Source organism: Dethiothermospora halolimnae (genome assembly GCF_037577855.1).
GTDB classification, from domain to species: Bacteria; Bacillota; Clostridia; order Tissierellales; family VENL01; genus Dethiothermospora; species Dethiothermospora halolimnae.
In genome coordinates this window covers 1-21,296 of sequence record NZ_JBAKFX010000035.1, presented here as the reverse complement: position 1 = coordinate 21,296, position 21,296 = coordinate 1, and the positions used below count along the sequence as shown (strand labels likewise).

Genomic DNA, 21,296 nt, shown 5'->3' with positions numbered 1-21,296 from the left:
TTATGATTAAGAAATTTGTACAATATTATAAACCCCATAAGAAATTATTCTTTATTGATATGATATGTGCATTTTTAATTGCAGGAATAGACTTGATATTTCCGGTTGTAACCAAAGAGTTTATAAATAATGCAATTCCTGAAGGGAATATAGGTTTTATAGTAAAGGTAACAGTTTTATTGATTATAATATATATAATTAGGTGTATATTCCAGTACATAGTTGATTATTGGGGACATGTGGTTGGTGTAAGAATGGAATATGACATGAGAAGAGACATATTTGGACATCTACAGACCTTGCCCTTTAGCTATTTTGATAAAACAAGAACTGGATATTTAATGTCTAGAATAGTAAGTGACTTAAGGGAGATATCGGAACTTGCCCACCATGGTCCAGAGGACTTATTTATATCAGCTGTTATGCTTGTGGGATCTTTTTCAATACTTATTACCTATGAATGGCGACTTACCCTTATAATCTTTGCATTTATACCATTAATGTTATGGTTTACAATTTCAAAGAGGAAAAAAATGCATGCTGCATTTATGAGTGTTAGAAAGAAAATAGCAAAGGTAAATGGACAGTTAGAAAATAGTATATCTGGAATAAGAGTTTCAAAGGCATTTACCAATGAAGAATACGAAATGGAAAAGTTTGATGAAGGTAACAGGGAGTTTAGAGGTTCTAGGGAATGGGCCTTTAAAGCCATGGCAGAGTTTACTGCGGGGATACAGTTTTTCACAAAGGCCCTTAACTTAGTGGTTATAAGTGCTGGAGGTATCTTCGCAGCAAAAGGATTAATAGATGAAGGGACTTTTGCATCTTATTTATTATTTGTTAACTTCTTTTTACAACCAATAAGAAGACTGGCTGCATTTGTACAACAGTATCAAAATGGTATGACAGGATTTCAAAGGTTTACAGAAATAACCAGTATAAAACCTAATATTGAAGATAAAGCATATGCAGTAGATATAGAAGAAGTAAAGGGAAAAATAGAAGTAAATAATGCAACATTTAGCTATGAAAATGATGAAAACACTGTACTTAGTGATATAAATTTAGAGATTAAAGAAGGAGAAACCTTAGCTCTAGTTGGACCTTCAGGTGGAGGAAAAACCACTCTCTGTCATTTAATACCTAGATTTTATGATCTAGATGAAGGAGAAATACTTATAGATGGTAAAAATATAAAAGACGTTACTATGAAATCATTAAGGGAAAATATAGGGATAGTACAACAAAATGTTTTCTTATTTACAGGAACTATTAGAGAAAATATAAGTTATGGAAATATAGATGCAACAGATGATGAAATAATCGAGGCCGCTAAAAATGCAAATATACATGACTTTATAATGAACCTTCCAAATGGATATGATACTTATATAGGGGAGAAGGGTATAATGTTATCTGGAGGACAAAAACAAAGATTATCCATAGCTAGAGTATTTTTAAAGAATCCTCCTATACTTATACTAGATGAAGCTACTTCAGCACTAGATAATGCTACAGAAATAATAATTCAAAAGGCATTGGAAAGATTATCAAAGGGAAGAACAACCCTTGTAATAGCCCATAGATTATCAACTATAAAAAATGCCGATGAAATAGTAGTACTTACTGATAAAGGTATACAAGAAAAGGGAACCCATGAGGAATTGTTGGAAAATAAGGGTTTATATGCTGAGCTTTATAATTCTCAGTTTAAAGGGTATGTACCGGACCTTGTTAAATAAAGAATAAATAATAGAGAATAAAGAATAGATAAGGTTATTTTACTCCTTACAGTCGTAAAATTAAATTGTAGAGATAAACTATCTGTAGGGCCTGAATATATTCAGGCCCCTGCCGTATGAAGAGGTGGGGAAGGTGCAACTAGAAACCTATGGCATCAAAGTCGGTCTGGGCATGCCAAGACCCTACGATTATTAAAGAAGAATTGGTAAAGAAGAAAGAATAAATAAAAAAACGTAGGGACAGGGGAAGCCCTGTCCGTTTGGTGGTCATAAAATTTAATATGGAGAAATGGTGGTGATAGCAATGGATACAGAAAAACTTTTTACTAATAAAATTACAGTAGTAATTATAGCCCTTATATGTTGTGTATTATGGGGAAGTGCTTTTCCTGTTTTAAAAACAAGTTATATTGAACTTGGAATGGAGGCTGGAGATTTAAATGCTAAGGTGGTATTTGCGGGTATGAGGTTTTTTATAGCTTCAATATTATTATTCATAGTACTGGTATTTTTTATTAAGCATTCATTAAAAGTAAAGGGAAAGGTATTATTAGAGCTTTTTGGTTTAGGATTATTACAAACAAGTCTACAATATTTCTTCTTCTATAATGGCCTTGCAAATACAACGGGAATAAAGGGAGCTATATTGGCATCAATAGGAACTTTTTTTGTGGTTTTATTGGCCCATTTTGTATATCATGATGATAAGATGAATCTGAAAAAAGTGGTAGGACTTATTTCGGGATTTTTAGGAATTTTCTTGGTTAATATAGGGAAAGGTGGTTTCAATTTAGAATTTTCCCTTATGGGAGAAGGATTTTTAATTATGGCAGGCCTTGTTAGTGCATTTGGAACAATACTTGCTAAGAGGATATCTAAAGGGGTTCATCCATTTTTAGTAACTGGATGGCAAATGTTCTTAGGTTCTTTAGTTCTATTATTAATTGGATACCCAAGACTTAGCCCAGATGCTATGACATTTACACCCAAGGCTTGGGGATTACTATTTTATGCAGCATTTTTATCAGCCACCGCCTTTTCTTTATGGTATACATTACTCAAATATAATAAAGCTGGAGAGATAAGTTTATATAAATTTATTGTACCGGTATCGGGATCATTGTTATCAGTAATATTTTTACCGGGAGAGAAATTAACAAGCTATATGGTTATAGCCTTATTATTAGTTTCTGTTGGAATAATAGCTGTTAACTATAAAAGGAAAAAACTTATAGATACAAAGAATAAATAATAGAGAATAAAGAATAGAGAATAAAGAATAGATAAGGTGATTTTACTCCTTACAGTCGCAAAATTAAATTATGTAGTGACGTATTAAAGAAGAATGGGTAAAGAAGAAAGAAGAAAGAAGAAATATTACTGTGAAAGATATAGGGAGAATTCACTCTTCGATATAGATTCTGTTATTGGGGGATTTAAAATCTCCCAATTAATAATTAAGGTGCTGAGTACACTCAGCACCTTAATTATTAATTATTTAATCTATTATCACCGATATATAATAATATAAATAATTAATCCCAAACTTGTTCCTGACTTTGTAATTAATTCTTAATTATAAAGATTGGGGGTATATATGTAGAGAGGTGATAAAAATGGCTAAAATAAAAAAGACATCTTCCATGGGGAAACATAGATATAGAAACAGTTATGTAGATAGAACAAGAAGTGTAAGTAATACTGGAAATATAGGACCTGTTGAACCGGTAAATAGAGTCGAAAATAATGTGGGGTATTCATCGGTAAATCATCTTATTGCATCCGATGAATTTTATGATAAACTAGAAAAATTGACTGAAGAATACAGAAAATTCTATCATCATGAGAGGAATCTTGAAAAGGCGATAAAAAATATTGAGGAAAATAAAGAATGGGCACTGGAAAACATGAGGGAATTAATAGATAAATACAATAAAGCAATTATAGCTTTAGAAAAGTTTGATAAGCATTTACATACTGATCATGCAGTTAGAATAAATAATATTATATTAGATTTTGAGAAAGACTTAAATAATATAGGTATAGAAAAAAATAGGGAAAAGGAACTAAATATAAATGAAACTATATTTATGAATAATATGTCTAATTTGGATAAAGAGAGGATGAAGGAGTTATTAAAACCAATAAGAATAATGATTAAAAGGTTATATAAAGGTTTTAAAAGTATAAAAGGGCCTGGAAAAGAATACTTTGATAGGGAATACGATAGTATGGAAAGCATAGATTATAGTGGACTTATTTTAAATGAAAAATCTTAATAAAAAACTAAAAAATAAAAAATAGAGAATAAAGAATAGATAAGGAAACCTTCGACTGAAGTCGAAGCTATGTTTAATTAAAGAAGAATGGGTAAAGAAGAAAGAAGAAATATAAAGATGTAGGGACAGGGCATGCCCTGTCCCTAAGACAATTATAAAATGTCCTTTTGAAACCTAGAGGATAATGAAATCTCCGTAATATAAAAAATGAACTTTTTGATAACTTATCCGTTATATTAATGAAGGGAGGGTTGCTCTTGGAAGAAAAATTAATTAAAAAAGCAAAAAAAGGAAACAAGGATGCCATGGAAAAGCTTTTAAGGAGCAATTACTCTATATTAAAGGGATATTTAATTAAATTAACTTTAGATGAGACAATAGCCGATGATATAACTCAAGAAACAATGATGAAGGCTATAATTAACATAAAAAAGTATAAATCTACCGGTAAATTTTCCACATGGCTTATTACTATTGCTAAAAATTTATATCGTGATAAACTAAGAAAGGATAAGAGAATAACTTTTAGAGATGAAGATAAAAATTTAACCGATGCAAAAAATTTAGAAGAATTTATAATAAATAAAACTGAAGTAGAAAAAGTAAAATCCATATTGAATGGGCTACCGGAAGAAAAGAGGCAGGTATTTATATTAAAACATTATTATGGTTATAGTTATAAAGAAATTTCAGATATTATGGAATGTCCAGTTGGAACGGTTAGATCAAGACTTCATTATTGTATAGAAAAGATAAAACTCCAAATGAAAGGAGTGGATGATAATGGGTAATAACTGTGATAAATATAAAAGTAAACTTATAGACATTTTTTATGGTGAAGATAAAATGACTGAAGAGATAAAATGTCATATTAATAACTGTAGTCAATGTATGAAGTATTGGGAAGAATTAAACCAAGTAAGAGAGGAGTTAGATATATTTGACGAAGATATACCAATAGAGTATGAAAAAGTAAATGCTGTATTTAAACAAGTTGATGTAATTAATAATAAACGAAAGAATATATTAAGTCTTATTTCCTTTATTATTTTAAGTAGTATAATACTTGCCATAGGAGTATTATTGGCATTGATGGGATATGGCAGAGAAATATTACTACTTCAGACAACATCTTATTTAATATCTCCTATAATAATGTTATTTATAATTAAGATAAGAAGTAGGAAGGAGAATTACCATGGAAGAACTTAGAGTTATCCATCCATTAATTTGGGGAGGAATTGCCACACTATTGCTTATACAGGCTAGCTGGATATTTTATGATGCATCTAAAAGAGGAGAAAACAAATGGTTGTGGGGAATATTTGGGTTGTTAAATGTCCCTAGTAATCTAATAATCTATCTAATTGTAACTCGAATTATATTTAAAACTAAGGAGTGTCCCAACTGTAGAAAAAATATAAAACTTAATTCTAAATATTGCTCATACTGTGGAGAGCCAGTGGAAGAAAATTAAGATGAAAAGTCATTTTAATTTTCTTTTTTTATTAAACGGTTCTTTATGTAGGTCCTGAATATATTCAGGAGGATTTTAAAGCCATATAATATATAACAATAATAAAATCCAGTTGCTGGGGGATTCGTAATCCCACAGTTTATTAAGAAATGTTTGTATTCTCCACATAACAAAGTAGAACCGAAGGTGACTTTGTTATGAACTTTTTGAAGAGTTATACGTTATATTAATGAAATCGAAAAAGAAAGGAGAAATATATTATGTTTGAAGGGTTAACAACTATGGAAATAATAAAACTTTTGTTACCACTAATTATTTTAGAGTTTGGTCTTAAAATACTTTGTATCACTTTAATATTTAGAAAAGGAGTTAGGAGTTTATCAAAACCAATATGGTTATTAATTGTATTATTGGTCTCAACATTTGGACCTATTGGGTATTTGCTATTTGGCAGAAGGAGGTATTAACATGATAAAAGTTACAAACTTGCATAAAAGCTATAGAGAATACAAAGTTTTAGATGGTATAGATTTTCAAGTAGAAGATGGAAAAATATATGGGTTTTTAGGTCATAATGGGGTAGGCAAGTCAACTACAATGAACATTCTAACAGGATTAATAGATTATAATAAAGGTCATATAGAGATAGATGGTATGAGTATGACAAAAAATAAAAAAGAAATAATGAAGAAGATAGGATATCTGCCTGAAGATCCTAAGTTTTATCCCTATATGACGGGATTTGAATATTTAAACTTTATAGGCGAAGTTATTGGATATAGTAAAAAAGATATAAAAACTAGAACTGAGAAATTATTAGAAGAGGTGGATTTAAAAAAAGCAGCTAATAGAAAAGTTGGAGGATACTCAAGGGGGATGAGGCAGAGACTTGGTTTGGCTGTAGCTGTATATAACAATCCAAATATAATTTTTTTAGATGAGCCATCATCTGCATTAGACCCTGAAGGTAGAAAAGATATGCTTAATATAATCAAAAGATTAAAGGATGAAAATATTACTGTATTTTTATCAACCCATATATTAAATGATGTGGAAAGGGTATGTGATGAGGTTGCTATATTAAATGATAAAAAAATTACTTTGAAGGGAAGTTTAGAAGAGATAACCAATAAATATATTTCACCGGTATATGATATTGAATTTAAAAAAGAATTTAATAGCGATATAGCAGAGCTTAATAAAAATAAATGGATAGATAAAATAAATGTAGATAAAAACATGATAAGTGTTTATGTAAATAATAGTGATATAGCAGGTAGTAAACTACTTAAAATCATATCACAATTTGATAATCCAGTTATATCCTATAACTTAAGAAAAAATAACCTAGAGGAAATATTTATGAAGGTGGTGAAGGGAAATGAATAGTTTTAAAGCTTATTTAAAAAAAGAGATAATAGAGGGCATAAGAAGTTATAAATATTTAATAATAGGAGTAAGCATAGTACTATTTGCCATACTTGACCCTTTAATGCTTAAAATGTTACCTAAAATACTAGAAAATCAGGTTTCAATGAATATAGTGGCTTCTATAGAAATGACACAAAAAATGGCAGTACAAAATTATATGAAGGATTTATTTCAAATAGTTAATATAGTTCTAGCTTTATCATTGATGGGAATATTAGCAGATGAAGTTAAGGGACAGACTTTAGCCTTTCCCTATTCTAAAGGAGTATCAAAGACTGGAATGGTTCTAGCAAAGACTATAAACTATAGTTTAGTTATTCCTATATTTATGTTTATAGGTTTTTCAATTAATTATTATTATTCAAAAATATTATTTAGTAAAGATGTTATTGACTATTTGCAAGTAATGAAAGGAGCTTTATTATTTTCTAGTTATTATATATTTAATATATCTTTGATAGTATTATTAAGTAGTTTAGTAAAAAAAGGGCTAATCGCAGGATTCTTAACTTTAGCTATAATATTTACTATGCCTTTATTTTATAAAATAAATTCAATTAGTGAATTTTTACCATATAATTTAGTAACACATGCAAATATGTTAGATCAAAGTGGTGGTATACCGTGGATTAGTTTTGGAGTCACTTTTGTTTATATAGTAGTTTTTAATATATTGACTATATATAGAATGAAGAGAGTAGAAGCTTTATAGAAGCAGAGAATAAAGAATAGAGAATAAAGAATAAAGAAGGAAACCTTCGACTGAAGTCGAAGCTACTATTATTAAAGAGGAAAGTGTAAAGAAGAAAGAAGAAGTGTAAGGAGACGGAACTATGCCTCCTCATATGTAGGGACAGGGCATGCCCTGTCCAAGGGGCAACCATAAAACACTTTTTTGAAACGTAGAGGAGAATTCATTCTCCGGAAATTTTTAATTGAAGAATTAAAGGAAACCGTGGAATGAATTCCACACTACGTATATTCCCCATTACGGCTTTCGGTGTTGGGGGATTCGTAATCCACCAACCAAAGATGTAGGGACTGAATATATTCAGTCCCCCGCCCTGAAAGTGGCGGAAAAGAGCCGAAAATAAAACCAATTAAAAGAATAAAAACAACTAACAACCAAAAACTATAAAACAACCCCAATTTATAATTTAAAATTTACAATTAACAATTCCGAAGGCAAACTCTTCGGCAATTGTGTCAAAAACCTTCCTAAATTCATAATATAATATTGCATAAAAATATTATATTTAATAGAGGGAGGTTTTTTTATGGATTATCAATATAATAATATGCCTTATCCAGAATTATATTATAGAGTACATCCTAAAGTAATGGATTGTATAGATAGACATACCTATGAAATGCCAGAGTATTATGAATGTGATGAGGAAGACTATGAAAAAATGGTAGATGAAGTTTGTGAGAAGATGATAAAAGAATGTCCAGAATTAGGAGAAGACCCTTATGATAATAGAAGAGGAATGTCAAAGAATGTATCAGCAGAACAGAGACCTTACTATAGTAGAAGAAGACTATTGAGGGATATAACAGGAATAATATTATTACAAGAATTATTCAGAAGAAGAAGATATCCTAGGTATAGGCCTGGATACGGTTATAGACCAGGATATGGTTATGGTCCAGGGTATGGTTATGGCCCAGGATACGGATATTATTAAGATATAATTTGCTAGTAGCTTTAGGCAAAGTAAGCAAATAGGTTTATTGCCTATAGCTAAATACACATAGCTTCGAATTAATTCAAAGATTATTTTTAGCTTCGAATTAATTCGAAGATTACTTTATTTAGTTGCTGGGGGATTCGTAATCCCCCAGCTAATTTACAATTCAAAAGCGGCCCAAAGGGCCGCTTTTGCCTATCTTATCAGAGAACTTGTTGACGAACCTTGATTCATTTTTTGCCTTGCTTTTTGAATTTCACTATAATCTATAGATTGGGATTCCATTAAAGATGGAACAGTACCGATGGTTCCAGTAGTATTATAACTTATCATAGGACTTGACATAGTAGTATTATTTGACATTGTATTACCAGTAGGTGTAGTAGTACTACTTGACATACCCATATTAGTTGACATAGCACCATTAGTTGAACTTGTCATAGTACTACTATAGTTATTTGTTAATCCCATTCTTCTTCTAGCTTCGGCAATCTCATATGCTCTTACATCAAAATTATTTTGACCAGACATATTAGAATAATTGTTCATCAAATAACCTCCGATATGATTTATTTTGTAAGCTTTTTAACCTACAAAGGTTTGGTTATTGGGGATTCGTAATCCCCAATAACCAAACTGTAAGTTTATTAACTTACAAAATTATTTTTATCTTTTTGGTGGGAAAATATAAGTTCTAATATTTATATAAAAATAATAAGTTTTCCTTTTTAAATAAAAAACTCAGAAAAAAACATTGACATAATAAAAAAGAATCATTAAAATAATATTAACGTTAAAAATATTTTAATGATGGAGGTTTTTTAATGGAAGCTAATATAAAAAAAGAAAAGATAACAATTAAAGATTTATTAGGACACAAAAAATATATAATGGTTTTATTTGCTAGATTTATATCTAGATTTGGGGATTCTATTGATACGGTTGCTTACTCTCTTATGGTATATCACTTGACAGGGTCAAAGTTATTACTTGGTACATTATACATAGTAAATTGTATTCCTTCTATAATATTTAGCCCTTTTGCTGGAGTATTGGCTGACAGGGTATCAAAGATAAAGGGAATAGTTATTTGTGATATAGGAAGGGGAGTAATGGTGTCGTTAACAGCATTTTTATTGCTAACCAATAGACTATTACCTTGGCATTTATATATGTTTACTTTTATGAACTCCACATTTGAATCCTTTGCTAGACCTGCTAAAATGTCATTAATCCCATTTTTACTACCAAAGAAACTATTTTTATCAGCCAGTTCAATTTCTCAATCTATAAGTTCCTTTGCAGAAATTGCGGGACTTGGAATAGCTGGATTTATAATTGCCTTAGCCGGGTTTTCAGGGGCAATATTTATTGATGGATTAACATTTTTCATTTCTGCCTTTACTATTTTTAATATAAAAATTAAGGAAGAAACAACAGACAATAAATCTTTAAATGTTAAAAGCTATTTTATAGAATTAATTGAGGGATTTAAAGTAATGAAGGAGATACCAGTGGTATTGATTGCGGTATTACTTTTTTCCTTTATAAATTTTTGTTTAACTCCTTTTAATGTATTATTACCAGCCTATGCTACAGATATTTTGCATATTGGACCTAAGGGATATAGCATAATGAATTTAGCCTTTCCAATCGGGGTGATATTAGGAGGAGTTATTACTGCCCAGGTTGGGTCGAAATTTAAGAAGGGTTATCTTATTTCTTTTGGAATGAGTCTTTTAGGGGTTTGTTATGCATTGTTTAGTTTACCTGCTCTAATAAACTTTACTTTAATATCCCCACTACTTTTTGCTACAATAATATTTTTTATGTTTGGAATGATCATGCCTATTACCACATCACCTCTTTCGGCTTACATGTTATCTAAAGTTCCTAGGGAAAAAATAGGGAGAATAAGTGCTCTATTGGGAATGTTAACAAGCGCTGCCATGCCTTTAGGGGGCGGATTGTCAGGAGCATTATCTGAAGCAATTAAAATGGAACATTTATTTTTAATTATGGGGGTTTCAATAATGATAGCATCATTATTACCACTATTAAATATCAATTTCCGAAATGAATAAAAGTTGTGTATAATAGGGATAGAGGTGATAAAACTTGAAAACAAAAATATTAACAACAGAAGAAGAGATAAAAGCATTCTCTGATCCCTATAGACTAAAAATATTGTCCCATTATCATAGATTAAATGAGCCTGCTACAGTAAAACAGATAGCGGATAAGATGGAGCAGACTCCAGCTAAGGTTCATTATCATGTTAAAAAATTAGAAAAGGCAGGAATATTAGAATTGTCCCATACAAAAGAGGTAAATGGAATAATAGCTAAATATTACAAGCCAACTGCAGGAGATTTTCAAATAAATAATAAAGAGATAGATAATTCTATTAGAAATGTTATGTTAAATGAAAGTCAAAAGATGATAGCAAATATATATGATAATAGTAAAGAATACGTAGTGAGAAGTTTTGACAAATATAGAAATACTAAAAAAGGGGAATTAAAATCTAGTTCAGGAGTAGTAGGAGGAACAGAGATATATTTAACTGATAAAGAACATGAGGAGTTTCTAGAATATATAGATAAGTTTGTGGAAAAACATCAAAACAAGGGCCCTTCAAATAAAAAGGTATATCATTTTTTTAGAGCATTGTTTGAAATTGATGAAGATGATTAAAACAATCTGTAGTCTGATTAAAAGTCATATAAATTGTTAGGACTGATAAATGATATGAATAATAATAAATTGAAAATTTTTATTATATTAAAATTAATTATACTTTCAACAATATTTTATGGTGGAATATATTTTGAAAATGCCCAGAGTAGTAGATTATTAAATTTAACTATAATTTTTGTTTTCTATATCATAGTAGGTTTATTAAGAAATTTTTTATTTAAAAATAAAAAATTATATAAACTTAGTTTTATTCTAGATATAATGCTTATATATTTTTTAGAGCATAATTCTAGATTTTTAATAAATTACTTTTTTCATTCTTTTTATATAGTAGTATTGTTAGAGATTAGCCTCTTTTTGAATAAAAGAAGCAGTATTTACATAGGAATAACAACAGTTATTATATCCCTTATAAAGTATTTAACCCTTATATATTATAGACCTAATCTTAAGAATATATCAGAAATGGCATTCTTTACATTAATAAATACTTTTGTGCTAGTGGTTACTAATTTGTCTCAATATTATAAAAGCGAAAAGGAAGATAAAGAAGAGCTTTATAAAGAATTATTGAAGGCCCATAGAGAGTTAAGGGAATATGCAAATGAGATAGAGAAGTTGACTATTGTAAAGGAAAGGAATAGAATAGCTAGGGACTTACATGATACATTGGGACACAGTATAACTGGAACTATAATGGAAATGGAAATGGCTTATCATTTACTAGAGGAAGATAGTAAAGGCTCAAAGGAATTAATATCAAAGTCTATAATTTCTATGAGAGATGGATTAAAAAAGATTAGAGAAGTTGTAGAAACATTAAAAAATCATGATAATATATCGGTTGGTTTAAATTCTATAGAAAAACTTATTGATGACTTTTCAAATAAAACTAAAGTAAATATTAAACTAAATGTCAAAGGAAAAGTAGTAAAAACCAGACCATCAATAAATATAGTTATATATCGTACTATCCAAGAGGCACTAACAAACTCAGTTAGACACGGATGTGCATCTAATGTTATTATTGAGCTAATATATTTAGAAGATAAAATAGAGTTTTTCATTAGGGATAATGGTAAGGGATGTGAGTTTATTAACAAGGGACATGGACTTAAGGGAATGAAGGAAAGGATAACTGATGTAAAGGGACAAGTTAAGTTTAGTTCTAAACAAGGTTTTATTATAGAGGGATGTTTACCTTTATTGTAAGGTTACAACTCAGTTGTTAAGAAATTTATCGACTTATGCTTTTAAGAGATTCATTGACCTATGCTGTTAAGAGATTCATTGACCTATGCTTTTAAGAGATTCATTGATCCATGCTTTTAAGAAATTCATTGCTCCATGCTTTTAAGAGATTTATTGATCCATGCTTTTAAGAAATTCTTTGACTTATGTTGTTGAGGGATTCCCCGATGTTGTTGGGGGATTCGCCGATGTTGTTGGGGGATTCGTAATCCCCCAACTGGACATACCCGGAGGTGATAATAGGTGATAAAGGTTGTCATAGCTGATGATCAAGATATATTAAAACAAGGACTTAGTATGATACTCGGTAAAGAAGAAGATATAAAAATATCTGGGCTAGCTAAAGACGGCCAGGAGACATATGATATATGTAAAGATACCATTCCAGATGTAGTTTTAATGGATATAAAAATGCCCAATATGAATGGAGTGGAAGCCACAAAAATTATAAAAAGGGATTTTCCCCATATAAAAGTACTGGTACTAACCACGTTTAATGATGATGAATATATTTATGATGCCCTTAAATATGGAGCATCTGGTTATCTATTGAAGGATGCAAGTCCAAATGAAATATTAAATGCCATAAGAACAGTATACGATGGAGGCTCCCTTATACAACCTAATATTGCAACTAAAGTAATAAATAAATTTTCCCAGATGGCAAATGAAACTATATCAAACTCTGTTGATGATAGGATAAATATTCTAACAAAACGGGAAAAGGATATATGTAGGCTTCTAGGAGAAGGAAAAAATAATAAAGAAATAGCCAAGGAACTTTATCTAAGTAATGGTACCATTAAAAACCATATAACTAATATTCTTAATAAATTAGATTTAAGAGATAGAACTCAACTTGCCATATTTTCAGTAAAAAATGGCTTAAGTTAATTAATAAAGTTATATATCAATAAAAGACTTAACACTAAGTTATTGAGGGGTATACCAAGTTATTGAGGGATATCCTGCGTTGTTGGGGGATTCGTAATCCCCCAACTTAACAATAGATTGGAATCTATTGAAAGCCTTCATTTCTATACTGTATACTAAGGAGGAGAAAAATATGAGTATTTTTGAGATTATAATGTTATTATGTTTTGGAGCAGCATGGCCATTTTCCATTTATAAGTCATACAAATCAAAATCAGTGGAAGGAAAAAGTCCCATATTTTTAGTTATACTACTTATGGGATATGTTGCAGGAATACTACATAAAAAAATTTATCACTACGATAATGTAATATTTTTATATATGTTAAACTTTCTTATGGTGAGTACTGATTTGATATTGTATATAAGAAATAGTAAAATGAGCAAAAATCAATGTGAAAAAAGCTAATCTGTATAGATTGGCTTTTTTAAGGCATAAATTCCCTTATATCGGGTCTTGACATATTAAATATTACTTCACAATATAGTGTAACTCAACCCCCTGTTCCCTGCATTTTGTACTTTGCACCAACAAAAATCACTGAAGGTGTTTTTGTTCCATAAAAAATAAAGTGCAAAAAGTCATAGTTTTAAATAAAAACATATGCCAAACTATACAAGAAAAATTAACTAGAAACTAATATAATATAAATATAAAATCAGTAGAGGAGGTATATAATGAAAAAATTATTATTAATCACCTTAATTATACTATTGTTTGCTAATTTGTTTGGATGTGATAAAGGAAATTATAATACCTATAAAGAAGCTAGTATAAATACAGGTGATGTAGCAAAGGGAAAGGCCTTGTATAACGTGGTTATAGAAAATAAGTTTGACACCGAAGGTTTACCAAAGGAAGAAATAAAGGAGTTAAATTACATTAAAGAAATTGAAATGACAATGAACCTAAAGCATGATTACAAAAATAACCAAGTTATATCTAGAAATTATTTTAATTTTGGGGGAATGGGGTTTGACTCTATATTTTATATGAATGGAGAAAATCTTTTTCTAAAGATGCCTATATTAGGTAAGTATTTGAATCTAAATCAAATAGAACAGGGAAAAGAATATACTGAAGGCTTAGAAATTGACGAAAAGTTAATTGAAAGGATAAGGGACAAATGGCTCAATGCTCTAAAGGAGGAAAATGTGGTATCAGGAGAAAAAGCATTGTTGGATACTGAGGACGGAACAGTAAAGGCCACCCACTATTCCATAACTTTAGACAACAATAAATTGAATACATTGGTAAATGAAACTGTAGATATTATTTTAGAAAATCCAGAGCTTATAGGGGAGCTTAGTAAATATATACGTATTGGAGGAAAGGAAAATACTAATCCAACAGAAATAGCTAAGTATATTGAAGAATATCTAGAAACAGTCAGTATAGAAGATTTTAAATACGACACATATATAGATATAGATGACTATATTGTAAAAACAGACCTTGAATTTGGACTAATATATAAAAATAATGGAAGATTGAAGGGAAATAAGTTTATATTCAATAGCAAACGATGGGATATAGAGAAGGAACAGCAATTTGTATTTCCAGAACTAAATGAAAGTAATACTTTAGAAATAGAAGATGCGGACCAGGGAATACCTGTTATATTTGAAGATATATTTAATAATGGAGAGGAGAGTAGATAATATGGCATTATTAGAAGTGAAAAATTTAAAAAAGTCTTTTAAGAAGGTAAATGCGGTTAACGGTATTGATTTTTCAGTGAGAAAGGGAGAGGTTTTTGGACTCTTAGGACCAAACGGTGCAGGGAAGTCCACAACTATATCAATGATATCTACACTGATAAAACCTACTGAGGGAGAGATATATTTTAATAAACAAGATATAGTAAAAAATCCAAAGGCTATACAGCAGAAACTAGGAGTAGTACCCCAAGAGATAGCTCTATACCCAACATTATCAGGGTATGAAAACCTTAAATTCTGGGGACACTCCTATGGGCTTAGGGGAAAGGAATTAAAATCTAGAATTGATGAAATATCACAAATAATAGGGGTTACCGATAGACTTAAAGATAAAATAGAAAAGTATTCTGGGGGAATGAAAAGAAGAATAAATATAGGGGCAGCGCTACTTCATAAACCGGAACTACTTATAATGGATGAACCCACTGTAGGAATAGATCCCCAATCAAGAAATCATATACTAGATACAGTTCTTAAGTTAAACAAAGAGGGCATGACCATAATATATACAAGTCACTATATGGAGGAAGTTGAGTATTTATGTTCCAAAATAAGTATTATGGATAAAGGAGAAGTTATAGCATCAGGAAGTAAGGATGAATTAATAAATATAGTTAAGGGACAAAAAAAGATAAGTCTTAAGTTTGATAATATAAACGAAAAACTTATAAATAAAATAAAAGAAGTAAAACATATAGAAGCTATAGAAAATATTGATGATGAGATAATTGTTTCTACTAAAAATGATGATGATATATTTAAAGGTATTATAGAAAAGGTAAGTGAAACGAATAGTAATATCTTATCTATAGATGTTAAAAAGCCTAATCTTGAATCAGTATTTTTACACTTAACCGGTAGAGCCTTAAGAGACTAGGAGGTGAATATATGCAGGCAATGGATATAATTATAAAAGATCTGAAGGTTATGCTAAGTGATAAAAAGGCTATAGGGTTGACTTTAATAATGCCAATAATACTAATCTCTATACTAGGAACAGCCCTTGGAGGGAGTATGATGGGAGGAGACGGTGATATAGAAGTAGACATAGCCTTGGTAAAGGAATATAAAGAGAATGTTGGTACTGAAAAATTCAAAGAGTATTTAAATAGTGATTTAATTTCAGGAAACATGAAAAATGAAGATTTCAATAATTTAGAAACCGATTTAGATAAATTAAACTTTGAAAATATGTTTATTGATGACTTTTTAAATAGTGAAGAAGTTAAAAAAATAATTAATTATAAAATTATGACAAAAGAAGAGGCAATAGAAGCAATAGATAACGATGAAATATCTGCCATGGTTGTACTCCCAGAGGATTTTGTATTTGATATGTATATGAACTTTTTAATGCCCTTTAGAAATAAGGTGGATATAAAGGTTATAGGTAATCCTAATGAAAATATAAAAAGTCAGATAGTAGAAGAAATAGTATCAGGTTTTTCAGATAGGGTATCTTCAATAATAATAGGGAAGAACGTCCTAATAGAAACTGCCATGGAAGAGGGGATAGAAAATAAAATATTTGATGATATGGCAAATATAATGGAAAAAATGACAGAAAATATTGAAAATTATAGGTTGGAATTGGAAGGTATAAAAGTAAACGGTAAGAAGCAAATAAGCAGTTATCAATATTATGCTGCTGCTATGACAGTTATGTTTATATTATTCGCTGCTGGAAACGGAGGAAGGTTACTCCTTGAAGAGCGGGATAATAAAACATATCAAAGGATGGTTATGGCAGGGGTTTCAAAACTTCAGATAACCATTGGAAAGTTCTTTACAATATTCACATATGCATGTATACAAATTATAGTTTTAATTGTTTTTAGTTCCTTTGTTCTTAAAGTAGACTGGGGAAATATAAAACTTGTTTTACTAATAGGAGTACTATCGGCATTTGCCATAGCTGGACTTGGAATGATAATAATGGCACTGACATATAAGACAGGAAACTATAAGGCATCAGATGTATTTACTGCAGGAATAATACATGGTATGGCATTTTTAGGTGGTAGTTTTGTACCTCTAGATATGTTTCCAGAGATATTTAAAAAGGCAAGTAGTCTTACTCCAAATGGTCTGGCTTTAAAGGCATATCAAAATATAATGATGGGTTATAATATAGAAGAAATATTTACAGCTATAATAGGTTTAGTTGCTATGGGAATAGTATTTACAACAATAGGAGTGTTAATATTAAGAGAAAAGGGAGGGGCTATGTATGTTAAGCATAATGATGCTGAGACTTCAGAAATTAAAGCGTGATTACTTTATATATTTATTAATGATGATAATGGCCTTTGCCTTTACATTAGTGGTTGGAGGTTTAGATAGTAGCTATAAACCAACGGTTTTAATAGTTGATAATGATAATAGTGAGTATTCCAATATGCTAATAAAAGAATTAAAAGATAACAATGGATTTAAATATAAGGTATCAGAAAAGGTTAAAGCTATTGAAGCAATAGAAAATAATAATGCTAATTCAGCTGTAATAATTGATAAAGGGTTACAAAATGATATAAAGAAGGGAATAAACCCCTCAATAGGTATAGCAAAATTAAAGGAAGATCAGTATACCATGACTATAGAAAATATGGTGTCATCAATAACCACTAAAATGATTACTAATATCAATATATCAAAAGATGCAACTGATTATATAACTCAGTATATAAATAAAGGTGAAAAAGAAATTTTTGATAGTATGTATGATAAAACGATGGAAGCTTGGAAGTATAGGGTTCCAATAAAGGTAAAAAGAACTATATTAGATGCAGGTAATAATAAGTATGATCAAGTAAAACATGGTCTTATAGGGTTTACTCTATTCTTTACAATGTATAGTATTGTATTTTCAGTAGGGGAAATACTTCAGGATAGAAAGTATAATACTTGGCAAAGAATATTGATATCCCCTATATCAAAAACATCAATATTAGGTGGAAATCTAGTAGTTAGTTTTATATTAGGATTTCTTCAAATAGCTATTTTAATTATGGGAGGAAAATATATGCTGGGAGTAGATATGGGCCCTAGTATGATAGGAGTACTACTAATAATAATAGCCTTTGTATTTGCAGTAACGTCCCTTGGACTATTGTTATCTGGAGTTGTAAAAAATCATGGTCAATTATCAGCCATAACACCTATAGTGTTAACAAGTACAGCTATGCTTGGAGGGTGTTTTTGGCCTATAGAAGCCGTTGATTCTAAAATAATATTAGTCCTTTCAAATATTACACCTCAAAAATGGGCAATTGAAGGAATAGAAAAGATGGCAATGTATGGGTACGGATTTAGTTTTGAAACAGTTATATTGCCAACTATTGTATTAGTGGCAATGGGAGCTGTATTCTTTGGAATAGGTGTTAGACTTGTTGGATTAAAGAGAAATGGGTAGCTATTAAAGAAGAATGGGTAGCTCTTCCACAGAGGGAAGAGGTGAGGGGCAAGGCATGCCTTGTCCCTATGGATTTCGTTGTTGGGGGATTCGCAATCCTCCAACCAATAAAACTGGTAAAGGTGGAAAACTGAGAGATTGCCAATCCCCTAGCAACTAAGAGAAATTTACAATTTAAAAATTCCGAAGGCAGGTCTAAGGCAAAAACTTTTGACACACCAAAATTAACAATTAACAATTCCGAAGGCACCCCTTCGACAAACTAAAAATACAGGGACTAAATATATTTAGTCCCTGTATTTTTAATTTACAATTCACCAATTATAAATTAAAATTATAACAAAGGGAGGGATGATATGGATAAAATTGAAAAGTACAGTGAATACCTTAGAGTTGGGGCTCTAATTGCAATATTTTTTGACATTATATCTAAATATAAATTAAAATCTAATTTAGCTATATATTTAGGGCTTTTTTTTATAATATTGTTAAATGATAATTTAAGATATAGGTTTTTTTATAAATATAAAGACAGGTATTATATATCATTATTAATATCTACAATAGGGGCTTTTATGTTAGCCTATTTTGATAGGGGCTATACCCAAGCATATATGTTTATTATTTTCTATGAGATAATCGTACTTCCCTATGAAATAAATAAAAACTTAGTAATATTGCAAATGCTTTTATTTATGATATATCCTATTCATCCTAAAATATTAAAAGGTATTATAACATTAGAGTTTTGGAAAGGGTTGTATTATAATTTAGCAGACTATATTCAGTATTTGATATTTATAGCATTTATATTAATCAGTTTACTTTATCTACGCTTTCAAATTACAGAAAGACGAAAAAGTCAAAAGTTAAATAAAGAATTAAAGGAAGCCTATGATAAACTTGAAGAGTATTCAAAGAAAGTAGAAGAACTGACTATATCTAAGGAAAGGAACAGGGTTTCCCAGGAAATACACGATTCTATAGGACATAATTTGACAGCCCTTATAATGCATCTAGAGGTTGCAGGGAAGATAATAGATAAGGATAAAGGGAAAACTAAGGAATTGATTGAAAAGACAGAAAATCTGGCTAGAAATAGTATGAATGAAGTAAGAAAAGCTGTTTATGCCTTAAAGGAAAATACTAATAATCATATTATTAACTCTCTATATGATTTAAAAAAGAATTTAACTATATCGGATAATATTAAGGTTAATTATGATATAGATGAAGATATAGAAATGTTATCTCCAGATATGAAAAATATCATATATAGATCTATTCAAGAGGGATTAACCAATGGTATAAAACATGGGAAAGCAACACAATTTAATATAACTATTGAAATAGATCATAATATACTGAAATTAATAATAGAAGATAATGGCTTAGGATGCCATAATATAAAAGAAGGTAATGGACTAAAGGGAATGTGTAAAAGAATAGAAATATTAGATGGTGATATAAATTATAAAAATATTAAAGATAAAGGATTTATAATAGATATAAAAATTCCACTTAGGGGGGAAGAGGATGGAAAAGATAAAAGTTATGTTAGTGGATGATCAAGCTTTAATCAGAGAAGGCCTTAGTATGATGCTTGGTCTCTGTGATGAAATAGAAATAATAGGGGAAAGTATAAATGGTAAAGAAGCATTAAAATTCCTTAAAGATAAAAGTCCCCATGTGATTCTTATGGATATAAGAATGCCTATTATGGATGGAGTAGAAGCTACAAAGCTTATAAAAGAAAAATATCCTAATATAAAAATAATAATACTCACCACATTTAATGAAGATCAGTACATATTTGAAGGCTTAAAAAATGGAGCCGATGGATACATATTAAAGGATGTAAAATCAGATGAGATAATAAAGGGAATAAAGACAGTGTACAGGGGGAATGTATTATTACAACCAGAGGTTGCAACGAAGGTTGTTAAAGCCTTTAATAGCAAAGACAAAAATGAAAGTAAAGAAGATCTAAAGGTGATAAAGGGAGAATATGAGGAGTTAACAAAGAGGGAAACCGAAATAGCCATATTAGTGGGGAAAGGAAAAAATAATAAAGAAATAAGTCAAAAATTATTTATTACAGAAGGGACGGTTAAGAACCATTTAACAAAAATAATGGGTAAACTTAATGTAGCTAATAGAACCCAGTTGGCATTATACGTTAATAAAAAAAGGCACTAACATATGACTAAAGTCATATGTTAGTGCCTTTTTTATTAAAGAAGAGTGGGTAAAGAAGAAATATAAAAAGATAGTGGACAGTTGAGAGAGGAGAGTGGAAAGTTAAGGAAATCGTCGAATGAATTCAACACTACAGACTTTGTTGTTGGGGGATTCGTAATCCCCCAACTGGGGATGTAGGGACCGGGCATGCCCGGTCCTCCGCCCTGAAAGTGGCGGGAAAGAGACGAAAATAAAGCTAATTTAAAAACCAAAACCAACTAACACCCAAAGCCCACGGAACCCTCCAATTTCTGTTGTTGGGGGATTCGTAATCCCTCAACCAATAAAACTAGACCAGCTAGTAAAAGTCAAGAGTATTTAAGTGAAAAAATTTAAATTCTCTAATATTAAATTTATGCACGACAAAAAGACCTTTGAAAAACACGAACAATGGCCAAATTTAGGCTTTTAAAATTG

At 30.1% G+C, this 21,296-nt stretch carries 22 protein-coding genes; 21 read left to right on the top strand and 1 reads right to left on the bottom strand.

The window, feature by feature from the left end:
• The first annotated feature begins 2 nt into the window (after window positions 1-2).
• The 10 genes from V6137_RS13595 (at window position 3) to V6137_RS13550 (ending at window position 8,617) form a co-directional block, all read left to right on the top strand.
• Window positions 3-1,742, top strand: a complete 1,740-nt coding sequence (locus V6137_RS13595; RefSeq protein WP_425448493.1) for an ABC transporter ATP-binding protein — start codon at window positions 3-5, stop codon at window positions 1,740-1,742.
• A 304-nt stretch (window positions 1,743-2,046) separates the two neighbouring features.
• A complete protein-coding gene (locus V6137_RS13590) occupies window positions 2,047-2,994 on the top strand; it encodes a DMT family transporter (RefSeq protein WP_425448492.1) in 948 nt (315 codons plus the stop codon).
• Between the two features lie 364 nt (window positions 2,995-3,358).
• Window positions 3,359-4,021, top strand: a complete 663-nt coding sequence (locus tag V6137_RS13585; protein WP_425448491.1) for a hypothetical protein — start codon at window positions 3,359-3,361, stop codon at window positions 4,019-4,021.
• Window positions 4,022-4,278: 257 nt separating this feature from the next.
• Entirely contained in the window at window positions 4,279-4,812 is a 534-nt protein-coding gene (gene sigY, locus V6137_RS13580) for an RNA polymerase sigma factor SigY (RefSeq protein ID WP_425448490.1), read from the top strand.
• Window positions 4,805-5,233: a hypothetical protein gene (locus V6137_RS13575; protein WP_425448489.1), complete on the top strand. Its 429-nt coding sequence runs from the start codon at window positions 4,805-4,807 to the stop codon at window positions 5,231-5,233. The genes sigY and V6137_RS13575 overlap by 8 nt, the downstream gene beginning before the upstream one ends.
• Window positions 5,220-5,498 carry a zinc-ribbon domain-containing protein gene (locus tag V6137_RS13570; protein ID WP_425448488.1) on the top strand — a complete coding sequence of 93 codons (279 nt, stop codon included), beginning with the start codon at window positions 5,220-5,222 and terminating at the stop codon, window positions 5,496-5,498. Before V6137_RS13575 ends, V6137_RS13570 begins: the two co-directional genes overlap by 14 nt.
• A gap of 260 nt (window positions 5,499-5,758) precedes the next feature.
• Window positions 5,759-5,965, top strand: coding sequence for a PLD nuclease N-terminal domain-containing protein (locus V6137_RS13565; protein WP_425448487.1), 207 nt, complete (start codon window positions 5,759-5,761; stop codon window positions 5,963-5,965).
• A gap of 1 nt (window position 5,966) precedes the next feature.
• Window positions 5,967-6,887, top strand: coding sequence for an ABC transporter ATP-binding protein (locus V6137_RS13560; RefSeq protein WP_425448486.1), 921 nt, complete (start codon window positions 5,967-5,969; stop codon window positions 6,885-6,887).
• Window positions 6,880-7,641 (top strand): ABC transporter permease subunit, encoded by a 762-nt coding sequence (locus V6137_RS13555; RefSeq protein ID WP_425448485.1) that lies wholly within the window; start codon window positions 6,880-6,882, stop codon window positions 7,639-7,641. The genes V6137_RS13560 and V6137_RS13555 overlap by 8 nt, the downstream gene beginning before the upstream one ends.
• A 565-nt stretch (window positions 7,642-8,206) precedes the next feature.
• Window positions 8,207-8,617, top strand: a complete 411-nt coding sequence (locus V6137_RS13550; protein ID WP_425448484.1) for a hypothetical protein — start codon at window positions 8,207-8,209, stop codon at window positions 8,615-8,617.
• Between the two features lie 198 nt (window positions 8,618-8,815).
• Here the strand turns inward: V6137_RS13550 and V6137_RS13545 are convergent, their stop codons facing one another.
• Window positions 8,816-9,169: a hypothetical protein gene (locus V6137_RS13545; RefSeq protein WP_425448483.1), complete on the bottom strand. Its 354-nt coding sequence runs from the start codon at window positions 9,167-9,169 to the stop codon at window positions 8,816-8,818.
• A 275-nt stretch (window positions 9,170-9,444) separates the two neighbouring features.
• On the opposite strand from V6137_RS13545, the gene V6137_RS13540 reads away from it, so the two are divergent.
• From V6137_RS13540 to V6137_RS13490, 11 genes are all read left to right on the top strand, one after another.
• Window positions 9,445-10,704, top strand: a complete 1,260-nt coding sequence (locus V6137_RS13540) for an MFS transporter (protein WP_425448482.1) — start codon at window positions 9,445-9,447, stop codon at window positions 10,702-10,704.
• Between the two features lie 34 nt (window positions 10,705-10,738).
• Window positions 10,739-11,317 carry an ArsR/SmtB family transcription factor gene (locus V6137_RS13535; protein ID WP_425448481.1) on the top strand — a complete coding sequence of 193 codons (579 nt, stop codon included), beginning with the start codon at window positions 10,739-10,741 and terminating at the stop codon, window positions 11,315-11,317.
• A 360-nt stretch (window positions 11,318-11,677) separates the two neighbouring features.
• A complete protein-coding gene (locus V6137_RS13530) occupies window positions 11,678-12,532 on the top strand; it encodes a sensor histidine kinase (RefSeq protein ID WP_425448480.1) in 855 nt (284 codons plus the stop codon).
• 282 nt (window positions 12,533-12,814) lie between these two features.
• Window positions 12,815-13,465 (top strand): response regulator transcription factor, encoded by a 651-nt coding sequence (locus V6137_RS13525; protein ID WP_425448479.1) that lies wholly within the window; start codon window positions 12,815-12,817, stop codon window positions 13,463-13,465.
• A gap of 172 nt (window positions 13,466-13,637) precedes the next feature.
• A complete protein-coding gene (locus V6137_RS13520) occupies window positions 13,638-13,913 on the top strand; it encodes a PQ-loop domain-containing transporter (protein WP_425448478.1) in 276 nt (91 codons plus the stop codon).
• Between the two features lie 269 nt (window positions 13,914-14,182).
• Window positions 14,183-15,166 carry a hypothetical protein gene (locus V6137_RS13515; protein ID WP_425448477.1) on the top strand — a complete coding sequence of 328 codons (984 nt, stop codon included), beginning with the start codon at window positions 14,183-14,185 and terminating at the stop codon, window positions 15,164-15,166.
• A complete protein-coding gene (locus V6137_RS13510) occupies window positions 15,147-16,103 on the top strand; it encodes an ABC transporter ATP-binding protein (protein WP_425448476.1) in 957 nt (318 codons plus the stop codon). The genes V6137_RS13515 and V6137_RS13510 overlap by 20 nt, the downstream gene beginning before the upstream one ends.
• An 11-nt stretch (window positions 16,104-16,114) precedes the next feature.
• A complete protein-coding gene (locus V6137_RS13505) occupies window positions 16,115-17,500 on the top strand; it encodes an ABC transporter permease (protein WP_425448475.1) in 1,386 nt (461 codons plus the stop codon).
• Complete coding sequence (locus V6137_RS13500; RefSeq protein WP_425448474.1) at window positions 17,457-18,638, top strand: ABC transporter permease; 1,182 nt, start codon at window positions 17,457-17,459, stop codon at window positions 18,636-18,638. The genes V6137_RS13505 and V6137_RS13500 overlap by 44 nt, the downstream gene beginning before the upstream one ends.
• 356 nt (window positions 18,639-18,994) lie before the next feature.
• Window positions 18,995-20,206 carry a sensor histidine kinase gene (locus V6137_RS13495; RefSeq protein ID WP_425448473.1) on the top strand — a complete coding sequence of 404 codons (1,212 nt, stop codon included), beginning with the start codon at window positions 18,995-18,997 and terminating at the stop codon, window positions 20,204-20,206.
• Window positions 20,175-20,837, top strand: coding sequence for a response regulator transcription factor (locus V6137_RS13490; RefSeq protein ID WP_425448472.1), 663 nt, complete (start codon window positions 20,175-20,177; stop codon window positions 20,835-20,837). The genes V6137_RS13495 and V6137_RS13490 overlap by 32 nt, the downstream gene beginning before the upstream one ends.
• Window positions 20,838-21,296 lie beyond the last annotated feature (459 nt).